General features: G+C 48.8%; 26 protein-coding genes and 1 pseudogene. 5 read left to right on the top strand and 22 right to left on the bottom strand.

The window, feature by feature from the left end:
• Complete coding sequence (rpoN, locus tag NYE68_RS18355) at positions 1–1,311, bottom strand: RNA polymerase factor sigma-54 (RefSeq protein ID WP_324636372.1); 1,311 nt, start codon at positions 1,309–1,311, stop codon at positions 1–3.
• Between the two features lie 77 nt (positions 1,312–1,388).
• On the opposite strand from rpoN, the gene yvfG reads away from it, so the two are divergent.
• Entirely contained in the window at positions 1,389–1,607 is a 219-nt protein-coding gene (yvfG, locus tag NYE68_RS18360) for a protein YvfG (protein ID WP_003151570.1), read from the top strand.
• Between the two features lie 13 nt (positions 1,608–1,620).
• On the opposite strand, the gene NYE68_RS18365 is transcribed toward yvfG, so the two are convergent.
• The 15 genes from NYE68_RS18365 to NYE68_RS18435 form a co-directional block, all read right to left on the bottom strand.
• Positions 1,621–2,586, bottom strand: a complete 966-nt coding sequence (locus tag NYE68_RS18365; protein WP_324674470.1) for a polysaccharide pyruvyl transferase family protein — start codon at positions 2,584–2,586, stop codon at positions 1,621–1,623.
• Positions 2,565–3,737 carry an aminotransferase class I/II-fold pyridoxal phosphate-dependent enzyme gene (locus NYE68_RS18370; protein ID WP_007407381.1) on the bottom strand — a complete coding sequence of 391 codons (1,173 nt, stop codon included), beginning with the start codon at positions 3,735–3,737 and terminating at the stop codon, positions 2,565–2,567. Before NYE68_RS18370 ends, NYE68_RS18365 begins: the two co-directional genes overlap by 22 nt.
• A 4-nt stretch (positions 3,738–3,741) precedes the next feature.
• Complete coding sequence (locus NYE68_RS18375; RefSeq protein ID WP_031378307.1) at positions 3,742–4,389, bottom strand: acetyltransferase; 648 nt, start codon at positions 4,387–4,389, stop codon at positions 3,742–3,744.
• Entirely contained in the window at positions 4,386–4,994 is a 609-nt protein-coding gene (locus tag NYE68_RS18380; RefSeq protein ID WP_007407383.1) for a sugar transferase, read from the bottom strand. Before NYE68_RS18380 ends, NYE68_RS18375 begins: the two co-directional genes overlap by 4 nt.
• Positions 4,991–6,508: an MATE family efflux transporter gene (locus NYE68_RS18385; RefSeq protein ID WP_031378306.1), complete on the bottom strand. Its 1,518-nt coding sequence runs from the start codon at positions 6,506–6,508 to the stop codon at positions 4,991–4,993. Before NYE68_RS18385 ends, NYE68_RS18380 begins: the two co-directional genes overlap by 4 nt.
• On the bottom strand, positions 6,505–7,539 hold the full coding sequence (locus tag NYE68_RS18390) for a glycosyltransferase (RefSeq protein ID WP_324636371.1): 1,035 nt from the start codon (positions 7,537–7,539) through the stop codon (positions 6,505–6,507). The genes NYE68_RS18385 and NYE68_RS18390 overlap by 4 nt, the downstream gene beginning before the upstream one ends.
• Positions 7,536–8,612, bottom strand: coding sequence for a polysaccharide pyruvyl transferase family protein (locus tag NYE68_RS18395; RefSeq protein ID WP_064108167.1), 1,077 nt, complete (start codon positions 8,610–8,612; stop codon positions 7,536–7,538). Before NYE68_RS18395 ends, NYE68_RS18390 begins: the two co-directional genes overlap by 4 nt.
• Before the next feature lie 4 nt (positions 8,613–8,616).
• A complete protein-coding gene (locus NYE68_RS18400) occupies positions 8,617–9,654 on the bottom strand; it encodes a glycosyltransferase family 2 protein (RefSeq protein ID WP_064108168.1) in 1,038 nt (345 codons plus the stop codon).
• Between the two features lie 18 nt (positions 9,655–9,672).
• Positions 9,673–10,776, bottom strand: a complete 1,104-nt coding sequence (locus NYE68_RS18405; protein WP_064108169.1) for an EpsG family protein — start codon at positions 10,774–10,776, stop codon at positions 9,673–9,675.
• A 3-nt stretch (positions 10,777–10,779) separates the two neighbouring features.
• Positions 10,780–11,916 (bottom strand): glycosyltransferase family 1 protein, encoded by a 1,137-nt coding sequence (locus NYE68_RS18410; RefSeq protein ID WP_254003412.1) that lies wholly within the window; start codon positions 11,914–11,916, stop codon positions 10,780–10,782.
• Complete coding sequence (locus NYE68_RS18415; protein ID WP_012118512.1) at positions 11,909–12,751, bottom strand: glycosyltransferase family 2 protein; 843 nt, start codon at positions 12,749–12,751, stop codon at positions 11,909–11,911. The genes NYE68_RS18410 and NYE68_RS18415 overlap by 8 nt, the downstream gene beginning before the upstream one ends.
• A complete protein-coding gene (locus tag NYE68_RS18420; protein WP_060674034.1) occupies positions 12,748–13,887 on the bottom strand; it encodes a glycosyltransferase family 4 protein in 1,140 nt (379 codons plus the stop codon). The genes NYE68_RS18415 and NYE68_RS18420 overlap by 4 nt, the downstream gene beginning before the upstream one ends.
• Positions 13,888–13,902: 15 nt before the next feature.
• Positions 13,903–15,720, bottom strand: a complete 1,818-nt coding sequence (locus NYE68_RS18425; protein ID WP_172798706.1) for a nucleoside-diphosphate sugar epimerase/dehydratase — start codon at positions 15,718–15,720, stop codon at positions 13,903–13,905.
• Between the two features lie 221 nt (positions 15,721–15,941).
• On the bottom strand, positions 15,942–16,622 hold the full coding sequence (locus NYE68_RS18430) for a CpsD/CapB family tyrosine-protein kinase (protein ID WP_007407393.1): 681 nt from the start codon (positions 16,620–16,622) through the stop codon (positions 15,942–15,944).
• Positions 16,623–16,627: 5 nt separating this feature from the next.
• Positions 16,628–17,335 (bottom strand): Wzz/FepE/Etk N-terminal domain-containing protein, encoded by a 708-nt coding sequence (locus NYE68_RS18435; protein ID WP_017418864.1) that lies wholly within the window; start codon positions 17,333–17,335, stop codon positions 16,628–16,630.
• 243 nt (positions 17,336–17,578) lie between these two features.
• Here NYE68_RS18435 and NYE68_RS18440 point away from each other — a divergent pair, with 243 nt between their 5' ends.
• Complete coding sequence (locus NYE68_RS18440) at positions 17,579–18,034, top strand: helix-turn-helix domain-containing protein (RefSeq protein WP_003151541.1); 456 nt, start codon at positions 17,579–17,581, stop codon at positions 18,032–18,034.
• A gap of 80 nt (positions 18,035–18,114) precedes the next feature.
• Positions 18,115–19,563: a carboxylesterase/lipase family protein gene (locus tag NYE68_RS18445; protein WP_060674032.1), complete on the top strand. Its 1,449-nt coding sequence runs from the start codon at positions 18,115–18,117 to the stop codon at positions 19,561–19,563.
• Between the two features lie 38 nt (positions 19,564–19,601).
• Here the strand turns inward: NYE68_RS18445 and NYE68_RS18450 are convergent, their stop codons facing one another.
• Together NYE68_RS18450 and NYE68_RS18455 are read right to left on the bottom strand one after the other, a co-directional pair.
• Positions 19,602–20,132 carry a dihydrofolate reductase family protein gene (locus tag NYE68_RS18450; protein ID WP_015418275.1) on the bottom strand — a complete coding sequence of 177 codons (531 nt, stop codon included), beginning with the start codon at positions 20,130–20,132 and terminating at the stop codon, positions 19,602–19,604.
• A gap of 79 nt (positions 20,133–20,211) precedes the next feature.
• Positions 20,212–20,841, bottom strand: a complete 630-nt coding sequence (locus NYE68_RS18455; protein WP_061860896.1) for a YitT family protein — start codon at positions 20,839–20,841, stop codon at positions 20,212–20,214.
• Between the two features lie 134 nt (positions 20,842–20,975).
• Here NYE68_RS18455 and NYE68_RS18460 point away from each other — a divergent pair, with 134 nt between their 5' ends.
• Positions 20,976–21,494, top strand: a complete 519-nt coding sequence (locus NYE68_RS18460) for a GNAT family N-acetyltransferase (protein WP_324636370.1) — start codon at positions 20,976–20,978, stop codon at positions 21,492–21,494.
• A gap of 41 nt (positions 21,495–21,535) precedes the next feature.
• On the opposite strand, the gene NYE68_RS18465 is transcribed toward NYE68_RS18460, so the two are convergent.
• From NYE68_RS18465 to NYE68_RS18480, 4 genes are all read right to left on the bottom strand, one after another.
• Positions 21,536–22,024, bottom strand: a complete 489-nt coding sequence (locus NYE68_RS18465; RefSeq protein ID WP_014305882.1) for a phenolic acid decarboxylase — start codon at positions 22,022–22,024, stop codon at positions 21,536–21,538.
• 21 nt (positions 22,025–22,045) lie between these two features.
• Positions 22,046–22,501 carry a DUF3237 domain-containing protein gene (locus NYE68_RS18470; protein ID WP_324636369.1) on the bottom strand — a complete coding sequence of 152 codons (456 nt, stop codon included), beginning with the start codon at positions 22,499–22,501 and terminating at the stop codon, positions 22,046–22,048.
• A 217-nt stretch (positions 22,502–22,718) separates the two neighbouring features.
• Positions 22,719–23,003 (bottom strand): DUF1433 domain-containing protein, encoded by a 285-nt coding sequence (locus NYE68_RS18475; RefSeq protein WP_095284462.1) that lies wholly within the window; start codon positions 23,001–23,003, stop codon positions 22,719–22,721.
• A 132-nt stretch (positions 23,004–23,135) separates the two neighbouring features.
• Positions 23,136–23,450 (bottom strand): DUF1433 domain-containing protein, encoded by a 315-nt coding sequence (locus NYE68_RS18480; protein ID WP_012118520.1) that lies wholly within the window; start codon positions 23,448–23,450, stop codon positions 23,136–23,138.
• A 106-nt stretch (positions 23,451–23,556) separates the two neighbouring features.
• Between NYE68_RS18480 and NYE68_RS18485 the strand changes: the two are divergent.
• Positions 23,557–23,877 (top strand): annotated as a pseudogene (locus NYE68_RS18485) (lipase); the annotation flags it as partial.
• Positions 23,878–23,888 lie beyond the last annotated feature (11 nt).

Genomic DNA, 23,888 nt, shown 5'->3' on the forward strand with positions numbered 1-23,888 from the left:
TCAGCTGTACCGTTTTCTCGCCGATGACGGCGGAATATTTAATTGGTCACGGTATTTGGCGACGGTGCGCCTTGAGATTCGGATGTCATATTGTTCATGCAGCAGATCGGCAAGCTTTTGGTCTGAAAAAGGTTTCTTTTTATCTTCTTTACCGACCAATGCCTCCAGATGCGCTTTTACGGCATAATTGGAGGCGCCGCCGTCCCCCGACGATTCAGCTTTCGCCGAGAAAAATGTTTTCATTTCATACAGTCCGTACGGCGTCTGAACGTACTTCCCTTTGATGGCCCGGCTGATCGTTGATTCGTGGAGCTCCAGCGTTTCCGCCACCTCTCTTAAGGTCAGCGGCTGCATTCCGCTTTTTCCTGTGAGAAAAAAGGATTCCTGCCGTTCAGTCAGGACGCCGATAATTCTCGTGATCGTTTGTTTTCTTTGCGACAAAGCCCGGTTCAGCCAGCGCCATTCCTGATATTTTGCCGACAGATAATTTTTCGTGTCACGGCACCCGGCAGCTGACAAGAGCGGCTGATAATGGGTATGAAGCTGGATATCAGGAAACGAACGGCTGTTGAGCCGCGCTTGAATGATGCCGTTTTTCACTGTGATGAAAATATCCGGTTCCACGTAAAAACCCGGCTCCTCATGCGCATAACGGAGCCCCGGCCTCGGATCAAGGGCGCTGATCATGTCAGCGATGTCCTGAATGTCTTTAAGCGGAATGCCCGTTTCCAGTGTAAGCGCTTTCCAGTTCTTTCTTGCAAATAGCTCAAAATAGGCGTCGGCAATCCATTCCGCCTGTTCGTTCCGCTCGGGAAGACGGCGGAGCTGAAGAAGGATGCATTCCTGCAAAGACCGGGCGCCGATTCCCGCGGGCTCAAGGGATTGAAGCTTTTTCAGAACCGCTTCCGTCTCCTCTTGTGAAGCGGATACATGGTCGGCGGCAGCTGGTATGTCCTCTTTTAAATATCCGTTTGAGTCCAATGAATGTATCAGATAATTGAAAATCTTTTTCTCATCATCGGACAGCTTCATATCTAAGGCTTGCTGTTTGATCGAATCCTGCAGCGTTTTGCGGGTAAGTCTGATCTGCTGGCTTCCGTCCCGTTCTTTCATCCTGTTTTTACTTGTTTTATGGTAAGATAGTGGCGGCGTGTCTGTTTCCTTTCGTTCAATCAGAGGGTTTTCCAGTGAGAGCTCATCAATATATCCGGCCAGTTCCGCGGAATTGTATCCGAGTAATGTGATAGCCTGTTTAAGCTCTTGCGTTAATTGAGGCTTTAACATTTGTGTTTGCTGAAGTTTGATATCCATCATGCTCACTCCCCTTTTTTCATTGTACATGATTGGTTTCATACCGTATATACTTATTAAAAGGAGTTGCTTTATAGATGTCAGAACTTTTTTCTGTTCCTTATTTTATTGAAAACTTTACACAGCACATTGAAATGAATCCGAATGAAGACCGAATTCATGCGATGAACAGCTATTACCGCTCCGTCGTCTCAACCCTTGTTCAGGATCAGCTGACGAAAAACTCGGTTGTGCTCAAAAGAATTCAGCATTTGGATGAAGCGTACAACAAAGTAAAACGCGGAGAAACAAAATAAACCTTCCGCTCATTCAAAGCGGAAGGTTTTCCTTCGTGCCGGCGGTTTCCCCGATCAGACGGACATCCGGCGCTTCGTGCATCCAGGTGTAATAATAGTTGGCGTTTTTCCCGTATGAATTATCAATGACGGTATTCGGTTTCCCGAGAAGCGAGGACAGAATGTGGCCGTGAAGCCTTGACGTTTCCACCGATTCGTACCTGCTGAAAAACAGGACCGCTTTTTTCGTTAAGAAATCGGAATAGCGTTTCCAAAACCGCGCAATCGGCAGCGGGTTTCCCGCTTTTTTATTCAAAACATTCAGCGTTTGGAAAAAAGCGATTCCCCTGCGGTCGCTTGCTGACAGCACATCCTGCCAGTCGCAGCTTTTAACGGAAGAATTGTTTTGCAGCTTCGGATTGATTTCCCCATCCGTGCGGATAAAATGAAGCCTGCCGCGTGACGGAGCCGCTGACGCCGCCATCGGATACAGCTGATGGGCCATGTCAGGCATAAGCCCGATATGATTCGCCGAAAAAAAGCATTTCGCGGTCTCGTATGACACATGATCTCTCGTAAACAGGTGGAGATCCTTGTGCTTCGCAAAAAGCGCCGATGTCTTCTCAAGTCGTGTCTCATCCTGATAATAGATGGATTGCGGCAGGATGACGATCCTGTTTTCCGGAAAGGATTTGACGATTTTTTCCCTGAACGTCTGATAGTATGGATAGAGATCCCCGAAATTTCCGCCACCCTGACAGACGATGATCGTCTTTTTGTCCGCCCGGCGCCCGAATGGAAAATTGTCGGGATTCCAGCGCTGTTTCACGCGGATGCCGTGCGCTTTAAAAAACGCCTCCGTCCCTTTCATTATCAATAAATCCCCTACATTTCCGTAGAGGGGATAGTCGGCATATATGATGTCAGATTGCGGCGGTATAACGCTGAGCAGACCCGTCAGCGTCTCTTTTAATCGGCTCATAACATGGCGGCTGTCCATGTTTTCTCCCCTTTCGTTTCAAACAATTGCGCAAGTGCGTCAATGACGCGCTGCTGCTCCTCAGAAGACAAGTCAGACCCGGACGGCAGACAGATGCCCCGGCTGAAAAGGTTCTCAGAGACACGCTCATGTTCGCTGTGAGGATAAAAGACGGAAGATGAGAAAAGCGGCTGCGTATGCAGCGGTTTCCACAGCGGCCGGGCCTCAATGTTCTGTTCCGCAAGACAGGCGACGGCTTCTTCCGGCGTCACGCCGTTATCAAGCGTCAGAGCCGTCAGCCAGCGGTTTGAAACCGTTCCTTCAAGCTCCGGCATCATGCGGATGCCCGGATACGTTTCCAGCGCTTCCCGATACCTGTGAAAGATTTCTCTCCTCGCCCGGACGCGATCTTCGAGCACTTCCAGCTGCGATATCCCCACGCCCGCGAGAATGTTGCTGAGCCTGTAGTTATACCCGAGCTCGCTGTGCTGGTAATGAACGGCGGCATCTCTCGCCTGGGACGCAAGAAACCTCGCTTTTTCAATCGCGGCCTCATCGTCAGACACGAGCATGCCGCCTCCCGATGTTGTAATGATTTTGTTGCCGTTAAAGGAATAAATGCCGAAACGGCCGAACGTGCCGCTCTGCCTGCCTTTATATGTTGATCCTAAGGACTCGGCAGCGTCTTCAATCAGACAGACGCCGTATGCGTCACAAAGGCTCATTAATTCATCCATTTTCGCGCTTTGGCCGTAAAGATTGACGGCGATCACCGCTTTCGGGAGTCTGCCGCGCCGCTTTGCATCCCGCAGCGCCCGCTCAAGCGCATCGGGCGACATATTCCACGTCTCCCATTCCGAATCAATAAAAACGGGCTCAGCCTGCTCATACACAATCGGATTCGCCGTGGCGACAAACGTAAAGGAAGGACAAAATACAACGTCTCCTTTTTTCACACCCGCAAGCCTCAGGGCAAGATGGATGGCGGCCGTTCCCGAGCTTACGGCCGCCGCGCTTTTCACTCCCGCATATTCCGCGAGCCGCGCTTCAAACGAATTGACGAGCGGACCGAGCGGGGCAATCCAATTGGAACGGAAGGCTTCTGCGATGTATTCCTGTTCTTTTCCGCTCATATGAGGCGGAGACAAATAAATCCGTTTGTTTGTTTGCATGAAATCATCCTTTTTCATTATGGATAGGGGAGATGACGCGGGCCGGAACGCCGACCGCCGTCACATGGCCGGGAATCCGGCTGATGACCGCAGCCCCCGCGCCGATAACGGACCAAGGGCCGATGTCAATCTGCGGTATAACGGACGCGCCGATTCCGATGTGCGTTCCTTCCCCGACTTTCACTCCGCCGGCAAGCGCCGCGCGCGGTGAAAGATGGACGTAATCTCCGATGGCATTGTCATGATCGGCAACCGCCCCCGTATTGATGATGCAATGGGCGCCGATGTCAGCGCCCGCCTGAATGACGGCGCCCGCCATCACAACCGTTCCGTGTCCGACGGAAGCCGTTTCACTGACGATCGCCCCGGGGTGAATGAGTGCGGCATAATCGTCATCTTCAAGCCCAAGCGTTTCAGCGAACTGCTTTCTGACGCCGTTGCGGCCGATGCATATCGTGAACACGGCTTCGGGGACGAGTTTCCGAAGCATGGGCACGTCTTCCGTCCGGCCCGTATATAAACCGTTCCGAACGGCAAAACCGCTGAATCCGTCATCCAATACGCCCGCAAGCTCCATATCGGAACGGGCCTGCACGATTTCCTTCACGACTTTTCCGTGTCCGCCGTTTCCGATCAGCACGACCTTTTTCACGATGACATATCTCCGCTGCCTGTGAAGCGCTTTGCCGTCACATGGCCGGCTTGATGTATGCCTTCTGACACGAGAACTTTTTTCACTGTTAAAAGCAGAATCTTTAAGTCGAGAAGAAATGTGCGGTTGTCGACGTACCACACGTCGAGCTTGAATTTTTCCTCCCATGAAATCGCGTTTCTCCCGTTAATCTGCGCCCAGCCCGTAATCCCCGGCTTCACCTCGTGGCGCCGCGCCTGCTCCGCCGTGTAAAGCGGCAGATAATCCATCAGCAAAGGGCGGGGGCCGACAAGACTGATATCTCCTTTGAGCACATTAAAAAGCTGGGGAAGCTCATCGATGCTCAGTTTTCTGATCAGCCTTCCCGTTTTGGTCAGACGGAGATGATCCGGAAGCAGTACACCGTTTTCATCACGCGCATCCGTCATCGTTCTGAGTTTATACAACGTAAACGGACGCCCGTTATGCCCCGGTCTCGTCTGTTTGAACAATACCGGAGACCCGATGGCGCATCTGACGGCTGCCATGGCGAAGAGAAGGATGACGCTCGCGCCGCACAATAACAACACCGCGGCCGCTATATCAAATACACGTTTCGCCTTCAAATCTGAACAGCTCCTTTCACTTTTCGGCATTTCTGTAAAGCAAGCCGCCTTTCTTCTTTCGTACAAATGAAGAAAAAAGCGAATGCGGCATAGCTCATGCATACGGCAAGCCCCGCGGCGATCAGGCCGGCCCAGCTGTCAAGCGGTGAAAACAGCCGGATACCCCGGCAGACAGCCCAGGCAAATACGGCCGCCGCCAACGGGCCGAACATGCCTTTGTAAAACGCGGTTTTCTGAAAACCGGTAATATGCGAAACATACAGCGGCGTGAAGACGGCATTTTTCAAAATGAGAGAGACTGCACCGGCGATGGTGATGCCGTACAGTCCGAGATGAGCCGGACCGCTGAGAACCACGGCCAATACGACATTCAGTCCGCCTAAACATAAAGTAACGACGGCGGGCGTTTTTTGTTTATTAAAAGCCGTCCATACGTAAAAAAGCGGCATGACAGAGAGACTGACCGCCAAATACCCGGCGTGAATGTATAAAAGCGGCGCCGTCTGCACAAACGACGGGCCCAGCCAAATCGCCAGAAACGGTTCGGCAAGCCCTCCTAATAATGCGGCGGGAAGCGCGAGGAGAAGCCCGTTCATCCGCACAGCCTTATTGGCGTAAGACAGGAGACCTTCCATATCCCCTTTTGAGTAATAGGAAGTCAAAACCGGCGCAAACAGTGAAGCAAGCGTCCCGGCAAGACTTCTGAGCAGGAGCGGGAATTGAATAATCGCCGCATAGACACCCGCCTCAGACGGCCCCAGCACGAGGTTGGCCGTCATGAGATCAATCTGCAGAAACAGCAGCACGCCGATCTGGTTGACAGAGCTCCAGGCACCGGCCGAAAACAGCACTTTGCTCGTCTGTAATGACAAGGTTTTACGGCTGAAAGAAAACCACGGAATCAATTTCTTAAAGAAGAAAAAAGTCAGCACGGCCGCACAGACGGCTCCCGCTAATGCCGAAAGCTGAATCTGCCAGATTTTCGGCGGCAGGCACGTAAACAGAGCGAGCACACACAGCACCCTGACCAGCATTTGCACGGCCTGAATGGAGCTTGTGATATAAAGCTTGTTGGCAAAAAACGGCCCCGTCGCGAACCCCGCCATAAAAAACGTCAGCATAAACAGCACGCTGCCGATCACGATAGACAGCCTCACATCCGTTAAGAGCCCGGCCGGCACATTCATAATCTTGTCAATAAAAAAAGCCGTCCCGGCGAGCGGCACAGCGAGTAATAGAGATATCACGACAGACGCGGCTAAATAATTGCTTACATACGCATTGGCCTCATCCCTGTTCCCCCTGTGGGCGGCGACGGAGAAAAACCTCACAACGACAGAGCTCAGCGCAACGGTAATAATAGAGAAATAGTTAATGATATTCTGTGTCAGATGGACAAATCCAAAAGCCTCCACACCTAATGTTTTCACAATAAAGGGCGTCATCCACACTGATAAAAACACCGATAGTAAAAACGCCGTCACATTGGCGCCGAAATTAATGGCAAATTTCATGCTCCTTCCGCACTGCCTTTCTCTTTCGATTTCCGTTCGAAAAACGCATGCAGAAGAAGAGGAAGGCGCATTTTGCACAGACCGAGCACCACGCGCTCCCCCGCCAGCAGCTGTTTATGGCGGCACGGCGTCCTGCGCACCGCCGTTTTTACCATGTCATACGTTAAGATTCTGCCGATGTGCGCCGTAATCTGATGTGACGGCTGCGGGGCGGCGCATGCGTTGGCGATCAGCATCGGAATCTGATGCTTGCACAAATATGTATCGATATCGCTCCGGCAGGCGTCCGTCAGCCCGTTTTCCTCATAAAAAGCCATTTTCGCTTTATATTGCTTTTGCAGTTCGTGATCTAAGTGGGGCTTAAACGGTGTTTCTGTAAGACTTTGCGGATTTTCCCGGTAGATATACAGCCCTTCGTCTATCACTTTGATACGCGCGGCTTGGCGGAACGCTGCCAAATTAAACGGAGAGTCCTCGGCAAACCGGATATCTTCATGGAACAGCAGCCCTTGCAATGCTTCTTTCCGGTATATATAGCGCCACACATACCAAATAAACCGATGTTCGTGCGCACGGGTCAGCAATGCTGTCATTTCATCCGCTGTGAAGACGCGGCCCGGCGGAAGGGACGGCGGCATATATGTTCTTTTCTTAGACGGCGTTTCTTTATAATAGCCGCAGCCGGCGATATCCAGCCGGTTCTTCTCCGCTTCTTCATAAAGCCGCTCGAACATCGTTTCCGTCACATAGTCATCGCCGTCCGCAAAACCGATATAACGGCCGCGGGCGGCTTTTATTCCGGCATTGCGGGCCGAGCTAAGGCCGCCGTTTTCTTTATGAATCACCCGGATTCTCGCATCTTCTGCGGCGAATTGTTCAGCAATCCGGCCTGACCGATCCGGTGAACCGTCATTGACGATAATGATTTCGATGTCTCTCAGCGTCTGTTTTGTTAAAGAAACCGCGCATTTTTTCATAAAAGGCTCTGTCTTATACATCGGCACGATCACGCTCACAAGCGGCGCGGTCATTGGGCATCACCGCTGATTTTCGAGCGCAGCCCCGCAAAATAAACACTGCGCAAAGAACCGCCTTCCTCTTGCTTGCCGCTGAGCAGCCGGTTTACGGCGGACGTTACGGCTTCAGGGTCTGGACGTTCAAGCAATGTCATGTTCGGTATGTTTTTCAGCCATTGATAGCCTTCCATCACTTTATGATCAAACGAACGAATGACGACACAAGGCGTTTTCGTCAGCGCACAAAAAATCATCCCGTGAAGCCTGTCAGTGACGACGGCTTCCGCGCCTTTCAGCGTATTCCAAAGCGCTTCCAGCTCCTTTTCGCGTGTATGGCGGCTGACCCTCCGGCCGACCGTCGTGGTAAAGGAATGCAGCTCGCCGTACTCTTTTGCCAAAGCTTCTTTTACCATCGTTCTGTCCTCAGCCGTCAGCGCACTCTCCTTATCCTCCCGTAAACAGAGGTAGATCCCTTCCCGCGGGATGCGCCGCTCGCTTTTATCCAAATATAAGACCATGTCAGGCTGTTTGAGCACTGTTTTTCCGGGAAAATGACGCTTCATCCATTGATACGTCGTCTCATCTCTCGCCATTAACAAAAGGTCGGGATGCGCATTGTACACTTTTCGGGCGCGCTTCAGTTCCTTCCGTCCCTTTTTTGATTCAGAAAAGTGAGCCGTCGCCGGAAGCTGAACGATCCGATATTCCCGGAATGTTTTTATGATAAAGCGGCGCGTCCATTCCTCATACCGGTACAAATCCCCCATGTTCCCGCCGCCGATGATGAATACCATATCATCGGGGTGGCGCTGTTTGATCAGCGCTTTTGCGGATCTGTATATATCCTTCATATCCACCTCGACAATGTCAAAATCGGGATACTCCCGTTCAAGAAACGTTTTGCTTGCGTAGGCGATGGCGTGATCGCCGAGATTATCGTGGGACGGGAGCAGCGTCAGAATGATCTTTTTTCTAGCCGCTGTAAGCCCCGCCCCATCCGCTGCCGTTCCGAAATGAAATTGGGACGGGTATTTGACCTTAAGCAACAGCCATTCCGCGAGATTGATTTTTAAAGATTGTATCGACATGTCTTCACCCTCTGATTTTCATTTTGTACTCGATTGCCCGCTGATACGCGGCTGATGCCAGCGACACGAACGGAATCAGCTTCAGCTTCGCCAAAAGCAGAAGGCATGAGCGTTTGGCGTCAAACGGCGCCGTTCCGGTTTTGGAAAGGCTCAGGCGAAACACGGGATCAGCGCATATCCGGCTGATATTCTTCCACTTCTCAGAAAACCGGCCGCCGTTATTCCGCTTCCATTCATTCAGCAGGCAGACTGTTCCGTGCTGAACGATGAAAAAATCCAGCTCCTGCCGGTATTCCTGTAAGCAGCCGTTTTCACGCAAAAAAGCCTCGTTCAGCCGATAGAGAACGAGACCTGAGTCAAACAGCTTTTTCTGATAGCTTTGCACAATGGAAGTCAAGTGAATCCGATAATGATAGAGCGGCTGATCCACGTACGAGACCGCACCTGCGAAAACATGCGCCCGGAGGCTGAAGTACTGATCCTCCACGTGCTCCAGCTCATCACGAAGCGGAAAGCGCAGCTGATGATGCTCGATCATGGTTCTTTTGTACAGCTTGTTCCATGAAAAACCGCTGACTCTTCCTTCAAATAAATCTTTCAGGTACAGTTGTTTCGGGTGCCCCGCGTACGCTGAAGCGATCGTTGAAACGGCGGTTTTCCCCGTATCCGCAAACTCGGCCGCATATTCGCAAATCACGAGATCAGCCTGATCAGCCTTCGCTTTTTCATACATGCGCAGGCAATAATCAGGTTCAACCCAGTCGTCCGCATCAATAAAAGCGATAAATTCACCGCGCGCCGCCTCGATCCCCCTGTTGCGGACTGCGCCGAGCCCCCGGTTTTGCTGATGAATGACCCGGATTCTCTCATCCCGCTTCTGATAGGTTTCAAGAATCGCCGGGCTTTGATCCTTTGACCCGTCATTAACGGCCACGATTTCGATATTGGCGAGCGACTGATTGAGCAATGAATCTAAGCATCTTTCTAAATAAGTTTCCGTATTATACACAGCAATTAATAAACTGACCGCGGGTGTTTCCATATAAACCTCCAGTGTCCATTACCGGGAAAAAATCGTTCTGTACGGAAGCACAGACGAATCGACCGGCATAAGCAAGTAACTGTAAAGAAAATAACAGACAATAATGGCGATATAAATCAGCGCATTTGATTTTTCATCAAAAATCCTCACAAAATAAGGGATCAAGATCATTTGGTACAGGCCGAAATATATATTAAACCGGGCGAAAATAACATCCTTTGTCGCCAAAAGACCGAAGAGCAGGCCGAGCAGACAGAAATTCACAATGACATCAATGTCAGGCCAGATCTTCCGCAGCCGCTCCCGATAGCAGAAAGCCAAAAACAGCGGCAGAAGCAGCACCGCGATTTTTACGACGTTCATCCCGTTCGTATTGGTCATCAGCCATTTCTCATAATGGCCGTATGAGCTGTTTTCCAGCACGACGACAAAAAGCGAAATGAACTTCTGATACAGAAACGTCATAAGAAGAAACAATGCCGACAGTCCGAAAATCGCAGGCGACCAGGCTCTTTTTCTGACGAGAAAATAAACCGGAATCATAATCAGCGCTGAGGAATGAAAAAGCGAACACAGCAGCACGATTGACATATAACGCTTCCAGCTTCCGCTGATCACGTAGCGGACGGCCCAAAACAAAACGGCCGCCACCATATACTGCCTGATCCCGTTAAAGGAAGCGTAATAGTGATACGTGCCCAAAAACAAAAACACACTCAGCTCAAACGGACGGCCGAACTCAACGAGCCCCTTTAAAATAAAGCTGCACGTCACGACCGCCACGGTGAAATACATGATTTGCGGATCTTTCGTGATAAAATTCATGAGCCAGATGAGAGCCGTAAACCCCGGATCAACGGCTGCTTTTTTCGCTCCAAACCCGAAGATCTCCCAAATGCTGCCGTAATTTCCCGCCAGCTTGTACATCAGCGCGTACGTCTGAAAATCCGTCCCGACTCTGTAGCGCAAACCGGAGACCAATACGAGCGATAGCAGCGGAACGATCATGACGAGCTGATTCGGCCGGTATCCGGTCGAAAGCGATTGATCACGCCCGCCGCACATTTTCGCGAACCATGACCAAATATAAACAATTCCCATATTGACTACATATACAATCATTCGTTACTGTTCCTTTTTCCAATTCATATTGTAAAGCTTCATAACAGCCCCCGCATTTTCTCCCGCGTCATATCCCTGCCGTCTGAGGGTTTCTTTAATGCGCGCCCAGTCAGGCTTTGCCGCCTCTGCTGCCCGTAACACCGCGGATGCCCATTGTCCGGGCGGTTCTTTGAGGCTGAGCCTTTTGACCAGCCCGAGCCCGGCATCGGCTTCTTCCGTTATGCCGTCTGATATTATGCACGGCACCCCGGAGGCCTGCGCTTCAACGAGCGTGACGGGCAGCCCTTCATAAAGAGACGGCATGACAAATACATCCAGCGTTTTCAGCAGGGCATGAACGCGGTCTTCTATGCCGATAAAACGCACATCATCATCAAGCCCCAGCTTCGCCGCCAGATTTTCCATATCGGTGCGAAGCGGACCGTCTCCGGCGAGAATCAGCTGTAAACCGATGCCCCGCTCTTTCATATCAGCGGCCAGCCGGAGCAGAAATTCGTGGTTTTTTTCTTCTGTAAAGCGGCCGATATGGCCGATCACCAAACGGCCGCCTGCAATGCCACGCTTCCTTTTTTCAGCTTCTGTGTCCGCGCACCCGCCGGCAAATAAGTCGAGATCAATGCCGTTCGGCAAAAGATGCACGTCTTTTTCTTTCCCGAATAAGAAACGGCCCGCGTCTTCCCCGCAGGCGCACAGTGCCGTGGCGTTTGCCGTGATCAGCCGTCTGAAAACAAACAGCTGCATCCCGGCAAGCCGCGACGCCCGCCCCCGCCACGACGTACTGTGCGAATGGCAGATCCGCACCGGGACGCCGGCTAAACGAGCGGCAAGCGCGATGAATCCCGACTGAAAATCGGTATGGGCGTGCACGGCGGCAAACGGGCCTTTTTCCTGAATCACCCGCTTGACCTGTTTCACAAATGTAATCGGGTTTGTGCTGCCGATGCTCGGCACATAAAAAAGCCGTCCGCCGAGAGCGAGAATTTCCTCATCATAAGCGCACGGATCGTTCCTATGGGTTAAAAAATCAAACTGCACCTTCGTTCTGTCCATCTTCCGGTACAAATTCATCATCATCGTTTCTGCGCCGCCCCTGTTCATCCCGCTGAAGATGTGCAGCACCCGCATCGGTTTGTCAGTCATGTTCGGCAAGCCCTTCTTTTTGGCGGATGTCCCTGTTTTTATGATAACGGTTCATGACCGCGGGCGGCGTAATGGCGCGGATGAGCGGTTTTGCGATATACGCGTAATGGGAAAGCGGCAGCTTCAGCCGTCTGCATGCCTGAAAAACGAGGACCGCGTTATCAATGGAATACGTAAACGATCTCCTTTTAAACGCATCACTGTCCTCTCTGACTTTATACAGCGTTTCTTGGAGATTGTACCCCCGGAAACCCGCTTCAAAAAAGCGCAGCCACAAATCGATATCCTCCATCCGCCGCGTCCGCCTGACTGACCGGTAGCCGCCAAGCGCTTTGTACGCTTCAGCCCGCATCATAATGGTGCCGTGGCAGAACGGTGTGCCTTTCGCCATAATTCCCGGTTTCGGCACGGGCGGCAAAAGCCGGGCGCCCCTTACACCGAATTCGTCAAATACGAGCATCCCCGTGCCTACGACTTGATAGTGGGCGTGCTTGTTTAAGAAAGCGGCCTGTTTTTCCAGTCTCCTCGGGTTGGAGATGTCATCACCGTCCTGCCTGGCGATATAATCCCCCGTTGCGTATGTCAGACAGCGGTTCAGCGAAGCGGCAAGCCGTTGATTTGTCTTATTTTGAATCAGCGTGATCCGGTCGCCGTAATGATCCGCGTAACGGCGCGCAATCTGATACGTTCCGTCAGTTGACGCGTCATCACACATAATCAGTTCCCAATTCTTATAAGATTGGCTCAGGATGGATTCAATACTCTCCGCTAAAGTCTCTTCGCAATTATAAATTCCCATGATGACGGAAATTTTCGGTTGTGCTCCTGCATTCATACGCTTTTCTCCTTTTTATCCATATAACCGGCGTAAATGTGCGCCATTTCCTTTACCGTACGTGTTTCTGAAAAACATTCCGCCGTGCTGCGCCCTTTTTGCCCCATTGCTTTTCGCAGACACGGTGAGCGGTACAGCTTTTCAATCCGATCGGCAAACGCCGCGCTGTCCCCGGCCGGCACGAGAAAACCGTTCACACCGTCTTCGATGATCTCACGGTGCCCCCTGTTGTCTGCAGCAACGGCCGGCTTTTCGGCAGCCATTCCTTCAAGCAGATTCATGCCGAGTCCTTCCCGGATGCTTGAGGCGACAGACAGATCGGCAAGCTGAATCAGTTCATGAATATCGCGGCAAAAACCGTAAAACCGCACCATGTCGGATACACCGAGTGATTCAGCCTTTTTTCTGTACGGCGCTTCCATCGCGCCTTCTCCGGCAAATACGAGTTTCAGCTCCGGGATGCGGTTCTTCAGCAGTGCCGCAGTCTCAATGAGAAGTCCCTGATTTTTATTGCCGTTTAATTCAGCGGGGTATACGAGAATAAATTCCCCGGCGCCGAAGCCGTATTTTTCTCTCAGACGTTCACTCTCTTCCCGGCTCACAGGGCGAAACCTGTCTGTATTCACCCCGATGCCGTGTATTTTTTTCGCGCCGCAAGCTGTTTTTTTCATTTGCTTGGCCCGTTCGTAATCCTCTTCATTAATCGTAATCAGACAATCCGTGTAAGAAGAAAGAAATTTTTCGATCGGGTAATAAAGAAGCCAGTTTTTCAGAGGCGCTCCGTCACAGAAGTGAAAGCCGTGCGCGGTGTACAGCACCTTTGTCCCTTTTTGGCGCGCTTGTCTCGCGGCAAGGCGTGCGAGCACGCCGCCGACCGGTGTATGACAGTGAATCATGTCGTAGCCGTTGTCCTGAATGAGCCGTTTCAGCCGCCTGTAAACAGAAAGATTTTCGGGATGAAACGGCGAGCGCCGGATCGGAATGGAAAACTTTTCATCAACGAACGGAAGATTCATATTGCCGCCTGCCGCGACGTGCACCTCCCAGCCCATATCCTGAAACCATTGAAAATACGGAAGATGAAAGGCTTTAAAATGATAATCGACAGTGGCGCAGAATAATACTTTTTTCGTCATCTTTCTGTCCTCCCATCACACGCCTGCGGCCGCTTCTTCATGTACTGATTCGATCGCCTCAAACAGCCTTTTTCTCAGCTCTTCTTCAGGCAGACGGCTGAATTCCTCCATAAAACGGATGAGCACGGCCCAATTCCCGTCCACCGCTTTCCCTATATGGATTTTCGGAAAAATCTGCTCCGTATGTACTTCATTATGATTCAGCAATTCTTCATACATCTTTTCTCCCGGGCGGATGCCGGAGAATTCGATGGGAATCTGTTCTGTCGTATAGCCTGATAAATGAATCAGGTTTTTGGCCAGATCGACGATTTTGACGGGTTCTCCCATATCCAGAACGAAAATCTGCCGCCCTTTTGCAAGCGCCCCCGCCTGAATGACGAGTCTTGACGCTTCGGGAATCGTCATAAAATATCTTGTCATCGCCGGGTGCGTGACGGTGACGGGTCCGCCTTTTTCAATCTGCTTTTTGAAAATCGGAATGACGCTGCCGCGGCTTCCGAGCACATTTCCGAAACGGACGGCGGCGAATTTGGTGCTGCTGACCTTTCCGAGGTTCATGATGACCATTTCCGCAAACCGTTTCGTCGCGCCCATGACATTGGCCGGATTGACCGCTTTGTCAGAAGAAATCAGCACGAAGGTTTCCGTTCCGCACATGTCGGCGGCTTCGGCGACATTTTTCGTGCCGATAATGTTGTTTTTAACGGCTTCTTCCGGATTATGTTCCATTAACGGCACATGTTTATGGGCAGCCGCATGATAGACGACGTGCGGCTCGTATTTTTTCATCAAAGCAAAGATTTTATCTCTGTCCTGAATATCGGCGATCTCCGCGTGAAAGAGCACCTCTTTGCCGAAGCGTGCGGACAGCTCGGTATGTACGGAATGAATGCTGTTCTCCCCGTGGCCGAGAAGGACGATTTCCCGCGGAAGAAACGCGCTGATCTGGCGGCAGATCTCAGAACCGATTGAGCCGCCGGCGCCCGTGACCAGAATCGTTTTTCCCTTGATGCTGTCAGAAATTTTGCTCGTATCAAGGGTGACCGGCTTTCTGCCGAGCAGATCTTCGGCTTTTACATCTCTGATGTGTCCGGCAGCCTGCGTTCCGAGCAGGATCTCGTCAAATTGCGGCATGATTTTAATATGGGCGCCCGTCTGCACACATTCTTTGTATAACGTCTGAAGCTCATGGGTGCAAAGAGACGGAATGGCAATGATGATATGGTGAATTCTCAGCCTCTGCACCGCCGGCATAATGCTTTCTTTTCCGCCGATGACGGGCAGGCCCATGATTTCAAGCTTATGCTTTGTCTGATCATCATCAATAAAAGCCACAGGCATGATTCCGAGATCGTTTTTCTGGGTAAGCTGACGGACGAGCAGCGTCCCCCCCGAACCTGCGCCGATGATCAGCGCCCGGGAAGAGTCATTTTGCTTCCTGCCGATCGTTTCTTTCAGCACCCGTGAAATCATCCGGCTTCCTCCGATGAACAATAGCTGAACCATCCAGCTGACGGCCAACAGCCGGAACAAAATCGTGTGGAACACCCCGTATTGGACGGCGGCTGTCACAGCTGCGGACAGTGTGATCCCCTTCAGCAGATCAAGCAGCTCGCCTATTCCCGTGTACGTCCATACCTGCTTATACTGGTGAAACATAAAAGCGCATACATGATGGCTGATCAGCATGCTCACGGCAGTCAGCAGCAACGCTCCGGAGTCATAAAAGTGATAAGAATCCTCAAAAAATTGATATCCTATAACAACGGAAAGTAAAACGAGATACGTATCCAATGCAAAAATCATTGAAAGTCTTCTCCGGTAAGTCAATCTTTCCCCTCCTCATTTATCGGTTTAGCTGATACGGTTTTCGTAAAAACAGACATAACAGCTAAGCCGATAACAATGCATCATCTTAAGATAAAATTGGGCATTTAACCCGTCCTCACACCCCGCCACCGACGACCAGCATCTAAGGCGGCGGAAAACGCCGCCCACAGCAGAGCCGAGTGCCTCCGTTGATAAAGGTAAGGAGACATCACCTGCACCGCTCAATACGAGTAGTGCTCCGTTTTTTTGATTTTCTTTTTATTCAGCAGCGCCCCCAAAAGCTTTGCCTTTGACTGCTGGAGAGCGTCTCTCGCCTTTTGGACGGTATCCATTTTCGTTTTTCCGCTCAAGACGACGAGAACGCTTCCATCTGTCTGGTTCGCTAAAATCTGTCCGTCCGCCACAGCCAAAAGCGGAGGTGAATCGAAAATAACCAGACTGTACCGGCTGTACATCTCCTGAATCAGCTCTCCCATCGCCTTTGAAGATAAAAGCTCAGCCGGATTCGGCGGCGTCGGCCCGCTCGTTAAGACGTAAAGGTTATCAATCAGCGTTTTTTGCACCGTTTCGCCGAGGGAAGCGTTTCCGACTAACACATTCGTAAGGCCTTGTACATTTTCAAGCTGATAGGTCTCGTGTATCGTCGGTTTTCGTAAATCCGCATCGACGAGCAGCACCTTTTTTTCCTGCTGCGCAAATACCGCGGCAAGGTTGGCGGCGCTGAATGATTTTCCTTCTCCCGGAACGGAAGAAGTGACGAGAATAGAGCGCAAATGGGTCTGAACAGAGGAGAACTCAATATTTGTCCGAATGGTGCGGTATTGTTCAGCCACCAATGATTTGTGATGTAAAACGGATATTTGAGCCAGTCCCCTTCTTGATTTCTTTTTTCTGAATCCCAAACGCCTCACTCCCCGAAATGTTTTTCATCAGACCGTGTCTGCTGATTTTTGATGTCATACACAACCCCTAAAACAGGCAAGTCTGTTTTTTCGCTGAGCTGCCGCTCGCTTTTAACGGTTTCATCAAGAAAATGGAGAAAAAACGCAAGCGTCACACCCGCCATGAGAGCCGCACCGAACGCCATCATGATATTCCTGATGCGCGAAGGCTTGACCATCGGGCTTTCCGATGCTTTTGCCTCGGACAAAACAATGACGCCTTTTATATTCATCCTGTCACGGACTTCTTTTTTAAATGTCTTCATCAGCGTGTTCGCTATAGCGGCGGCCTGTTTCGGGTTCTCGTCCTGCACCGCTACGGTAATGATCTCTGAATCGGTTTCGCTGCTTGTCGTGATCTTTGCTTTTAAAGCGGATGCCGTCTCAGAAAGATGCAGCTTCTGTTTCACTTTCTCAAGCACAACCGGGCTTTTCATTATCGTTTGAAACGTATTGTTGTAATGAAGATTCAGCTGAACGTCGCTGAGATTCGAATTTTTTTCACCGCTTGTTTCATGAATGAGCACTTGGGTCGATGCCTGATAAACGGGCGAAACCACCCGGAATTGGATGTATCCCGTCACCAGCGTTACAACTGCTGTCATGATAAAAATCAGTAAAAGTCTGTGTTTAATAATGTCAAATAATTCTTTAAAACTCATATTCTCATTCATGTAATTACAGCCTCATCCTTATTGCATCAGGCTTAAACGCCCCCTTCTGTTAATGATTGGATTATAAAAGAAAAGGTCGAAATTTGAAAATTTCAAATTAAGCCATTTAGTTCTTTTTAAAGAACATTATCATGATTTTCCTCTTATTTACTGCACTTACCTTATAATTTTAAATTTTATAAAGAACGAAAAATTTCTTATAATGAACAAAAAATGCCAGTATACAGGGGAGAATTCAGCACAATGATTGGAAGAATAATTCGTTTATACCGCAGAAGAAAAGGCTACTCTATTAATCAGCTAGCAGTTGAAGCAGGTGTCTCTAAATCTTATTTAAGCAAGATAGAACGGGGGGTTCACTCAAATCCATCCATCCAATTTCTGAAAAAAGTATCCGCCACCCTGCAGGTCGATCTGACGGAGCTTTTTGATGCCGAAACGATGCTGCATCACATGGGAGGCACGGAAGATGAGTGGCGCATCCACCTTGTGCAGGCCGTGCAGTCGGGCATGCCGAAAGAAGAACTGTTCACCTTTACGAACAAATTGACTGAAAAACGCCCGGAGCCCGCACCCTACCGCAACAGAAAACTGACTGAATCCAACATTGAGGAATGGAAAGCGCTGATGCAGGAAGCCAAAGAACTCGGCTTGTCCGTTCAGGAAGTCAGATCATTTTTAGAACGGAAGCGTTACTAATGATATGCTGATGAAAAGGCTTTTATTCGCTTCATGTCTTCATCTCTGTTTATAATGAAAAGAAAAAAGGGGATGAAATCATGACAAAACTTACCGTTCAAACCCGCTCCGGCGCACTGAAAGGAACTGCCGGCCGCGGTGCCCGCACATGGAAGGGCATACCGTACGCGAAGCCGCCCGTCGGAGAGCTCAGATTTAAAGCGCCGGAGCCGCCCGCACCTTGGGACGGCGTAAAACATGCCGATTCGTTCGGACCGGTTTGTCCGCAGCCGGATGATATGCTGTCTATATCGTTTTCCGGAGATGTACCGCCTCAATCTGAAGATTGCCTTTACCTCAATGTTTTCGCCCCCGATTCAGAGGGCGAAAAAAAGCCTGTCATGGTATGGATACACGGCGGGGCATTTTATTTAGGTGCCGGAAGCGAACCGCTTTACGACGGATCTGCCCTTGCCGCTGACGGAGATGTCATTGTAGTGACACTCAATTACAGGCTCGGACCGTTCGGCTTTTTACATTTGTCTTCTATTCATGACGCGTATTCCGCCAATATCGGGCTGCTCGATCAGATCGCCGCGCTGCGCTGGGTGAGGGACAATATCTCCGAATTCGGAGGAGACCCGGATAACGTCACGATATTTGGTGAATCGGCAGGCGGCATGAGCATCGCCTCCCTTATGGCAATGCCTGACGCAAAAGGCCTGTTTCATAAAGCCATTTTAGAAAGCGGCGCCTCTCATACGATCCCGGCGGACATGGCAAAAGACATCGCGGCGGCATTTATTCATGAAGCCGGCACTGATCAATTGCAGGAGCTTTCCGTTAATGACCTGCTTAAGACTGCGGATAAAGTGCGGCGCTCACTAGATCAAAACATTTTTCAACTTTTGTTTCAGCCCGCCATCGATCCGGCCACATTGCCTGCGGAACCGGTGAAAGCCATAGCAAACGGAGCCGCAGAAGGCATACCTATGATCATCGGAACCAATCGTGATGAAGCATATTTGTTTTTCACCCCTGATACAGACATTCATTCCGAGAAAAAGCAGCAAGATTATTTGCATTATCATCTTGGAGAGAACTGCACCGAGCAAGCAGCAGATTTATATCCGCATTCATTAAAGGGACAAATCGATATGATGACGGATCTGATTTTCTGGCGGCCGGCTGTCGCTTTCGCACAAGGACAGTCGCAGCACGCACCGGTCTGGATGTACCGCTTTGATTGGCATGGCGAAACACCGCCGTTTCATAAAGCCGTTCACGCTCTGGAATTGCCGTTTGTGTTCGGAAACTTTGATTCTTTGAGAAAGACGCTGCAAGAACCGCTCGGTGATGACGCAGAACAGCTTGCCAAACAAATCCAATCCGCATGGCTCGCTTTTGCAAAAACCGGAAACCCGAACACCTCTCACTTCAATTGGCCTGAATATGATACCGATTCACGCGAAACTTTGCTTTTCAATACGGATACCGCTGTCGAAAGTGATCCCGATTCAGCAAAACGCCGCATCCTGTTTCAAGCATAAAAAACGCCAAGGGAGCCGGCTCCCTTGGCGTTTCGTTTTCATCTCACTTCATAATGCAACTCCGCAAATTGCTTATAGCGCCTGACATCAGTCAGCTTCAGACCTGTCTCCCGGTCTCCGGGTTTGAACAAAGAAATTCCGCGGCCGAGCAGAACGGGTGCGATCTGAATGATAAACTCATCGACAAGTTTTTCCTCCAAAACCGGGTGCAGCAGATCACTCCCGCCGACAATCCAAATCCGCTTGCCTTCTTGACGTTTCAATGCTTTTATAAAATCGGCAGGCTCTTCATGAATAAACCGCACATGTTCAGTGCCCCCGGTCAATGTCCGCGAAAACACATAGCATTCTTTACCTTTGTACGGAAATTCCTCAGGCAATAAAACCAATATTTCTTCGTATGTTTTTCTGCCCATGATGATCGTATCGACAGATTCATAGAAAGCTTCATAATCGGTGCTGTCTTCACCTTCAGTTCCGATTAACCAATCTAAAGAATGATTTTCCCGCGCAAGATAGCCATCTGCGCTGACAGCTCCGTAAAAAACGAGCTTTCTTTGACCGCTCATAAAAATCCCTCCCCCTTTTTTATTATACCTTAAACATGCGGGTGAAATGAAAAATAATAGAATCGGGTAAAAACCGCCGTTACCGGGTTTTCGTTTCTTCCTGCTTTGGAGATGCTGTTAATATGCCGTCTATCCATCTTCTGGTAATCGGCATAAAGAAATGAAGGATGATCCCGCCTAAACAAACGGTTAATAACGTTCCGATGCCTACCGGACCTTTTAGCATCACGGCCAGTATGAAAAATATGAAGTAAATGACCGTTCTTGAAAAAAAGATGCTTCTCCCGGTTAATTCGCGGACAATTAGCGTTAACCGATCAACCGGGATCGGTGCGAAATTTGTGTGCAGGTAGGTTGCGGTTCCTATCCCTATCACAACTAAACCGATTGCAAAACAGCCCGCCTTTCCGTACCATAGTTCAGGCGTTATGATTCGGTGCAGGAAAAAAAGCCACATATCAATCCCGATTCCCGTTATAAACGCCGTAATCATCCCTGTAAATTCCGGTCTTTGTCTTTTTAACATTGAATTACAGCAAATTAACAGGAAAGCGATGATGATTTCCCAGCTTCCCACGGTAAGCCCTGCATGGACGGATAATCCCACAATAAGCGCATCAAAAGGCGATGTTCCAAGATCTGATTGAATCGTGACAGAAATACCAAAGGTCAAGATCATGATTCCTAAAACATAAAAAACATATTTCACTTTATCGTCCTCATTTTCTTATTTTATGTTGCAAATACTACAAAAATACGGTATGTTTACTATACGGTATTTTCATTGCAAATACAACAAAAAAACCAGCTGATATGATAAATGAAGAAAGGAGCTGTATGACCATGAGTATTCAATTAAAAAAGTGCAGCCTTAACGATATAACAGAGCTTCGGGAGATAAGCATTGAAACATTCAATGATACATTTAAGGATCAAAATTCACCTGAAAATATGAAAGCTTATTTGGAAAATGCATTCCGCTCTGAACAGCTGAAAAAGGAATTATCCAATCCGTCTTCTCAATTTTATTTTATTTATTATCTTGATGACCTTGCGGGGTATGTAAAAGTCAACATGAACGAAGCACAGTCAGAAAAAATGGGGGAAGATTCTCTTGAGATTGAGAGAATTTATATAAGAAAAAGCCATCAGAAACACGGGCTTGGCAAATATCTGCTGAATGAAGCTGTGAAAATCGCAACAGCACACAATAAAAAGAACATCTGGCTGGGCGTATGGGAAAAAAACGAAAATGCAATCGCCTTTTATCAAAAAATGGGGTTTGTCCAAACCGGAGAACACTCTTTTTATATGGGGGATGATAAACAAGTCGACTTTATCATGACCAAAACCCTGTCGTAAAAGGATACAAAAAACCCGGCCAAGCTGCCGGGTTTTTTCTCTTATTTTAATTTTCCCGCACGGATATCATCGGTCATTCCTTCGTACGGCGCTTCTGAAATCAATGTTTCGTTATTGATTCCCGCATTGTTGAGATACGTAATATCCGCAAACTCGGGAACGACATATTTCGGGTACGTTTCATATTTCTCACGTGACTCTTTCATCACGTCAATGTAATCATTTTGGTAGCACACCGTGATTTCCGGATGCTCATGCACCCATTTCGGGAAGAAAATAATTCCGTGCATCCGTTTTTCATTCGGCATAAAGTTTAAGGAAACATCTGTGCCTGTCGGTTCAGTCCATGACACTTTGTATACGCCTTCTGTCAGCTTGACGATATTCACTTCCTGGTCGCGCACCCAGCGGCCGCCTACCATTCCGCTATGAATCCGATAGTCGATCGTATGATCATTTTTAATATAGATTTCATACTCCCAGCCGTTTTCATACGTGTAAATCATATGGCTTCCGATAAAGTTTTCCATGTTGACTCACTCTCCATCTTATTATTGAACTTCATAAATATCTAACCGAATGTCATCCGGCCATCGGACCGCAGCCCCGATAAACAGCCGGTTCTGCAGATGCTGATATGCCTCGCTGCTTGTTTCAAACACAGGCACAGTGCGGAAATACGTGTGCTCGGGATCAATGATGCGCCCCTCTGCAGCCTGTTGGCGGAACGGTTCACTGACTTGGCGGATGCCGTTGTTCTCTACATAGATGACCTCTTGCTCCTCCGTCTCCAGCGCATATCTGGCAGAAAGATCGACCCGGCCGTTCGGACGAATGATCTGGGCATCTGCCCCGCCCGGAAGCACACGTCCCTTTACGGCGCCGCTGACCGTTCCGCCCCGTATCGGAATCAACTGCCTTTTCCCTAATCCAGTCTGCCCCGCAACGATCGGTTCATCCACTTCAATCTGCAGAGACATCACTTTTTTTAAAGAAGGTTCCTTCAAGACGTATCACCTCCCGAGACATTATGTTTATTTAAACATGTAACTATTTACACGTTTAATTGTAACGCTGTTAAAATAGACTGTCAAATAATGAGCTGTTTCTGAGAAAGTTTACCCGAAAAAAGAGGTGTTCAACAAAAAAGACAAGGGCGGCACATGCCGCAACCCTTGTCTTTTTCATTAAGCTCATCTATAAAAAACGCAGACGAGCGTCTTCTTAGTAATCACAATCTTTATCTCTGCATTCTTTCTTACTTACAGCGTCTATTGAGTGCCCCATGATCTTGTCATTTGCTTTATCATAAATACCGTCAAATTTATTCGATGTATCACCGTTGTAATAGCCAAATACCTCTATCCCGCCCATTGGATCTATCTCGTATTTATCTTTAAATGTAACGTTATGTATGCCTTCATAATTCACTTTGATAAATTTTTCCATTCGTTCTTGAGCAATCTTTATCTCTTCAGCCTGAGCATTTTTATCATTCATACTTTTCATTATAAAACCTCCGGCTGCTATTAAGATAATGAACATAATAATATATTTTTTCACAGAAACATCCGTCCCATCAGTTATGATGAAGCTCGCGGACTAGAAAAATGGTGGTGACATCCGGTGCATTTAGGCATCTTAAGATTTTTCTTCCGCATCCACAGAGGAGCTCCCTATTTTGTCACCTACAGGATCATATAAGCCGTCAAATTCTTTAGTTTTATCACCGTTTAGATACCCCTCAACTGTAATTCCGCCGGTTGGATCAATAAAATAATCATCATAAGAAATTTTATCTATACCCTTGTACTCGCTACGCAAGTATTCGGTCATTTTACTTTTGGCTTTTTCGAAAAGAGCATTTTCTTCCTTTTTGACATCATATTGATGCTTCATAATCAGCCCTCCAACAGTTATAATTAACACTAGTACAATAATAAGGTATTTTTTCAAAAAAAATCATCCTTTCCTTACCCTATTTTACATGACAAGAAAGGTGCTGTATATCTTGAGCAAGAAAATCAGGACTTCAAACCTGACAGATGAAACATATTACAGGATGAGTCAACGTGCTTATAACTATGACTATCTTAAAAGGAAATTAAAGAAGAACGATTATATACGTATTAATTCTTCCATTTCAAAACCTACTTACTGGTACGTCGATCAAATAAAATCAGACGATAATACAGGACTTGATGCGGTTGTATTAGTACAAGCAGTGAAGAATAACGGAAAATGGACAAAATCAAAAAACCCCGAAAACGTGGTCGTCGCCTTTGCGGGAACCGATATCGGAAAAGACCCGATTAATGACGGCGTAAAAGCGGACGGCGGCAATATTGTTTTCGGAAATGATCCGAAAAAAGAAGTGTATTACAAGGAGAAAAA

The sequence above is a fragment of the Bacillus sp. FSL R5-0447 genome (assembly GCF_038606125.1).
GTDB classification, from domain to species: Bacteria; Bacillota; Bacilli; order Bacillales; family Bacillaceae; genus Bacillus; species Bacillus velezensis.

What these genes read in the sequence shown, in the direction of transcription:
- rpoN (WP_324636372.1), bottom strand. Translation starts at nt 1,311, where the DNA reads ATGGATATCAAACTTCAGCAAACACAAATGTTAAAGCCTCAATTAACG.
- yvfG (WP_003151570.1), top strand. Translation starts at nt 1,389, where the DNA reads ATGTCAGAACTTTTTTCTGTTCCTTATTTTATTGAAAACTTTACACAG.
- NYE68_RS18365 (WP_324674470.1), bottom strand. Translation starts at nt 2,586, where the DNA reads ATGGACAGCCGCCATGTTATGAGCCGATTAAAAGAGACGCTGACGGGT.
- NYE68_RS18370 (WP_007407381.1), bottom strand. Translation starts at nt 3,737, where the DNA reads ATGCAAACAAACAAACGGATTTATTTGTCTCCGCCTCATATGAGCGGA.
- NYE68_RS18385 (WP_031378306.1), bottom strand. Translation starts at nt 6,508, where the DNA reads ATGAAATTTGCCATTAATTTCGGCGCCAATGTGACGGCGTTTTTACTA.
- NYE68_RS18390 (WP_324636371.1), bottom strand. Translation starts at nt 7,539, where the DNA reads ATGACCGCGCCGCTTGTGAGCGTGATCGTGCCGATGTATAAGACAGAG.
- NYE68_RS18395 (WP_064108167.1), bottom strand. Translation starts at nt 8,612, where the DNA reads ATGTCGATACAATCTTTAAAAATCAATCTCGCGGAATGGCTGTTGCTT.
- NYE68_RS18400 (WP_064108168.1), bottom strand. Translation starts at nt 9,654, where the DNA reads ATGGAAACACCCGCGGTCAGTTTATTAATTGCTGTGTATAATACGGAA.
- NYE68_RS18405 (WP_064108169.1), bottom strand. Translation starts at nt 10,776, where the DNA reads ATGATTGTATATGTAGTCAATATGGGAATTGTTTATATTTGGTCATGG.
- NYE68_RS18410 (WP_254003412.1), bottom strand. Translation starts at nt 11,916, where the DNA reads ATGACTGACAAACCGATGCGGGTGCTGCACATCTTCAGCGGGATGAAC.
- NYE68_RS18415 (WP_012118512.1), bottom strand. Translation starts at nt 12,751, where the DNA reads ATGAATGCAGGAGCACAACCGAAAATTTCCGTCATCATGGGAATTTAT.
- NYE68_RS18420 (WP_060674034.1), bottom strand. Translation starts at nt 13,887, where the DNA reads ATGACGAAAAAAGTATTATTCTGCGCCACTGTCGATTATCATTTTAAA.
- NYE68_RS18435 (WP_017418864.1), bottom strand. Translation starts at nt 17,335, where the DNA reads ATGAATGAGAATATGAGTTTTAAAGAATTATTTGACATTATTAAACAC.
- NYE68_RS18440 (WP_003151541.1), top strand. Translation starts at nt 17,579, where the DNA reads ATGATTGGAAGAATAATTCGTTTATACCGCAGAAGAAAAGGCTACTCT.
- NYE68_RS18445 (WP_060674032.1), top strand. Translation starts at nt 18,115, where the DNA reads ATGACAAAACTTACCGTTCAAACCCGCTCCGGCGCACTGAAAGGAACT.
- NYE68_RS18450 (WP_015418275.1), bottom strand. Translation starts at nt 20,132, where the DNA reads ATGAGCGGTCAAAGAAAGCTCGTTTTTTACGGAGCTGTCAGCGCAGAT.
- NYE68_RS18460 (WP_324636370.1), top strand. Translation starts at nt 20,976, where the DNA reads ATGAGTATTCAATTAAAAAAGTGCAGCCTTAACGATATAACAGAGCTT.
- NYE68_RS18465 (WP_014305882.1), bottom strand. Translation starts at nt 22,024, where the DNA reads ATGGAAAACTTTATCGGAAGCCATATGATTTACACGTATGAAAACGGC.
- NYE68_RS18475 (WP_095284462.1), bottom strand. Translation starts at nt 23,003, where the DNA reads ATGAAAAGTATGAATGATAAAAATGCTCAGGCTGAAGAGATAAAGATT.